Raw genomic sequence first — 3,114 nt, 5'->3', positions numbered from 1 at the left:
CAGTCGGGTGATCGGAAATCTGCAGCGCCGCGCCAAGGCCTTCGGCTTCATCCTGCACGAAATGCCTGGGGAGCCTGATATGGCTGTTTCTTAGGAAGGCCACGCAGTTCTTCGCGAGCCAAAGGCCGTGAAGTTCGCTTTTGTGCATAGCTGGCTGCGTGTTTCGGAAAATCCCGGACAGTGATTTCACTAGGGCGTGGTGATGATTTAAGGATTTGGGATTCCCAAGCGATCTAAAATCGGATTCAAGGCTGATTTTTGGAGATCAGCGATGGATTGCGACGCGCTTCGGGATGATCAATGGGAACGGATTAAGGGGTTCGTGCCGGGCGGAACCAAGGGCAAGCGTGGACCGCGCACCGACAACCGGAAATTTCTGGATGCGCTGCTGTGGATGGCGCGTTCGGGTGGGCGTTGGCGCGATCTGCCAGAACGGCTCGGCGACTATCGTTCGGTAAAACGGCGCTATTACCGCTGGATCGAGATGGGCGTTCTCGACGCGATGCTGTTGGTGCTGGCGCGTGAGGCCGATCTTGAATGGCTGATGATCGACAGCACCATCGTACGCGCCCATCAGCACGCAGCGGGTGCGCGCAAGGAAAAAGGGGGGCGGATGCCCAAGGCCTGGGTAGGTCTCGCGGTGGACTGAGCACAAAGATCCATGCCGCGACGGAGGCGCTGGGCCTTCCGATCCGCCTGATCGGATCACCGGGACAACGCAATGACATCGCTCTGGCACACGACCTCATCGACGGCTTCGAAGCGCAGGCCATCCTCGCTGACAAGGGCTATGACGCTGATCATTTGTGCCACAGGATCGAAAAAGCTGGAACAGTGCTGCTTCCGACGAAGCCGCCCCTCGTTTCCGAGATGATCGCGCCCCTTAATTCCGGGATGATGTCGCCCCCGGAGCGTGGCCTTGTCGGCAATGATCGTTGTTGTTTGGTTTGAAGCCTACGTCAAGCGGGTCGATTGCCTTTTGAGCGCCGCATGCTGTCGCCATCGAGGTCAAGGCGATGTGCATTGTGAACCAGGCGGTCGAGGATCGCGTCGGCGTATGTGGGGTCCGCGATCACCTGATGCCAACTGGTCACGGGAAGCTGACTGGTCACGATGGTTGAGCGACGTCCATAGCGTTCTTCCAGGATTTCGAGCAGATCGTGGCGGGCGAGCGCGTCGAGTGGTTCAAGGCCCCAGTCGTCCAGGATCAGGAGTTGAACACTGCCGAGCTTGCGCAGGAAGCGTTCGTGACGACCGTCGCCCCGCGCGAGGGCGAGGCTGGCGAACAGCTTGGGAACACGTTGATAGAGAACTGAGCGATCGTCTCTACAGGCCTTGTGCCCGAGCGCGCAGGCGAGCCAGCTTTTGCCGACGCCGGTGGGCCCGGTGATCACCAGATTGTCGTGCGCGCCGATCCAGTCTCCTGCGACCAGCTTTACCAGCAATGCGCGATCCAGCCCGCGAGCGCTTCGATAATCAATATCCTCCGGGGATGCCTGATGCCGCAACTTCGCGAACCGTAACCTGGCGGAGAGCTTGCGATCATGGCGGAAGCCCCATTCGCGATCGAGCAGGAGGGCCAGCCATTCAGGATGGGTCAGACTATCTGCTTCGGTGTTGGCAGCAAGTTCGTCAAACGCCCTGGCCATGCCGACCAGCCCCATTGCGGTCAGCCTATCGAGAGTTGGATGTGCAAGCATCGTTATGTTCCTTTCAGTGGTAATAGCGTGAGCCTCGGATATTCGGATGATCGACCGGCGGGCTCTCAACCGGACGCGAGGACGGGATCTGGTCGAGATTGTTGTCGAGGATCGATCTGACCGAGCCGTAGGTACGCGCGCCGATATCCAGCGCGCGCGAACACGCAGCTTCCACACGTTCGCGTCCGAAGCTGCGCGCCATGCGCATGATCCCCAGACAGGCCCGGAAGCCCTGTTCGGGATGACGGCGTTCGACCAGTATCTTTTCACACAGCAATGCCGTGCACGGCCCGATGGCAGTTGCATCGCGCGCGATCCGCTCCACGGTCCAGTCGGCGAAGCGACGGTGAGACGAGGGCATATGCTCCGGGATCGTTGTGTGGCGACCATTGCCCGATCCGCGCATGTGCGCAGCGATCCTCTCCCCTTTGTGGAACAGCTCGATGGTCGCAGCAGTGATACGTGCCTCTACGGCCTCTCGTGCGAAGCGGTATGGCACTGAGTAGTAATGCCGCTCGATCTCGACATGGTAATCGAGCCCTGCGCGCCTGCGCCGCCATTCGGCATAAACATAAGGCTGTGCTGGCAGCGGCTTCAACGCCGGGCGGTCGATCTCCTCGAAGAGCTGGCGTCGCGTTTGCCCGACACGGCGCAACACGCGCCGATCGTTGAGCTCCATCAAGAGTTCGGCGATTGCTGCGTTGAGCTCGGTCAGGCTGAAGAAGGTCCGACGCCGAAGGCGTCCGNTAGCTGCGGTTGACCTGAGGATCGTACAGGCATGCCTTGATGACCGCGACCTTGGCATTGTCGGGCACGAACAACGCGGGCGCACCACCGAACATCGACAGCGCGCGCGTATGGGCTGCCAGCCGGAGGATCGATCGCATGTCTTTCACGTCGGTTCGTCTCGTCTGCTTCCGCCTTGGCATCACCCCTCCCATCGCAACGATGAGGAGCAACAATGCCAGAGCGGCGCATCACAAAGCCTAACCTTGATCCCGTCCCAAACCCTGTCCGGGATTTAGCGGAATCACTGTCCCGTATTTAATGAAATGCCTGTCCGCGACTTAGGTCGTGGTGACGATTTAACTATCGGAGCCATATAGCGATGGCAGCGAGTTTGACGAAGCCCATGAAGTTGGCGAGCAGCTTGTCGTATCGGGTTGCCACCCGTCGGAACTGCTTGAGTTTGGCGAAGAAGCGCTCGACGCGATTGCGCTCTTTGTAGAGTTCGCTGTCGTAGTACCGTTGCGTCTTTCGATTACGCTTGGGCGGGATAACGACATCTGTTTGCTGATTCCGAGGCAAGCCGCCCCCTCATTCCGAATTGATGCCGCCCCCATGTTCCGAGAAATAGTCGCCCCCTGATTCCGAGATGATGTCGCCCCCTTGCGGGGTGGGTCTGCCCGGGTTC

1 protein-coding gene and 3 pseudogenes are annotated in these 3,114 nt (G+C 59.8%); 1 reads left to right on the top strand and 3 read right to left on the bottom strand.

Annotation, left to right across the window (positions count from 1 at the left end; translation table 11 throughout):
• Positions 1-271: 271 nt before the first annotated feature.
• Positions 272-852: pseudogene (locus D0Z70_RS24255) on the top strand (IS5 family transposase); the annotation flags it as partial.
• A 107-nt stretch (positions 853-959) separates the two neighbouring features.
• Here the strand turns inward: D0Z70_RS24255 and istB are convergent.
• From istB to D0Z70_RS24240, 3 genes and pseudogenes are all read right to left on the bottom strand, one after another.
• Complete coding sequence (gene istB / locus D0Z70_RS24250) at positions 960-1,700, bottom strand: IS21-like element helper ATPase IstB (protein ID WP_119750766.1); 741 nt, start codon at positions 1,698-1,700, stop codon at positions 960-962.
• A 13-nt stretch (positions 1,701-1,713) separates the two neighbouring features.
• Positions 1,714-2,569 (bottom strand): annotated as a pseudogene (locus tag D0Z70_RS24245) (Mu transposase domain-containing protein); the annotation flags it as partial.
• A 220-nt stretch (positions 2,570-2,789) separates the two neighbouring features.
• A pseudogene (locus D0Z70_RS24240) lies at positions 2,790-2,996 on the bottom strand (transposase); the annotation flags it as partial.
• Between the last annotated feature and the right edge of the window lie 118 nt (positions 2,997-3,114).

Origin of the sequence: Sphingobium terrigena, assembly GCF_003591655.1 — a bacterium.
In the GTDB taxonomy this organism is placed as follows: Bacteria; Pseudomonadota; Alphaproteobacteria; order Sphingomonadales; family Sphingomonadaceae; genus Sphingobium; species Sphingobium terrigena.
This window is presented reverse-complemented; position numbering and strand designations above follow the sequence as displayed.

Coding starts and splice junctions, on each gene's coding strand:
- istB (WP_119750766.1), bottom strand. CDS start 1,700: ATGCTTGCACATCCAACTCTCGATAGGCTGACCGCAATGGGGCTGGTC.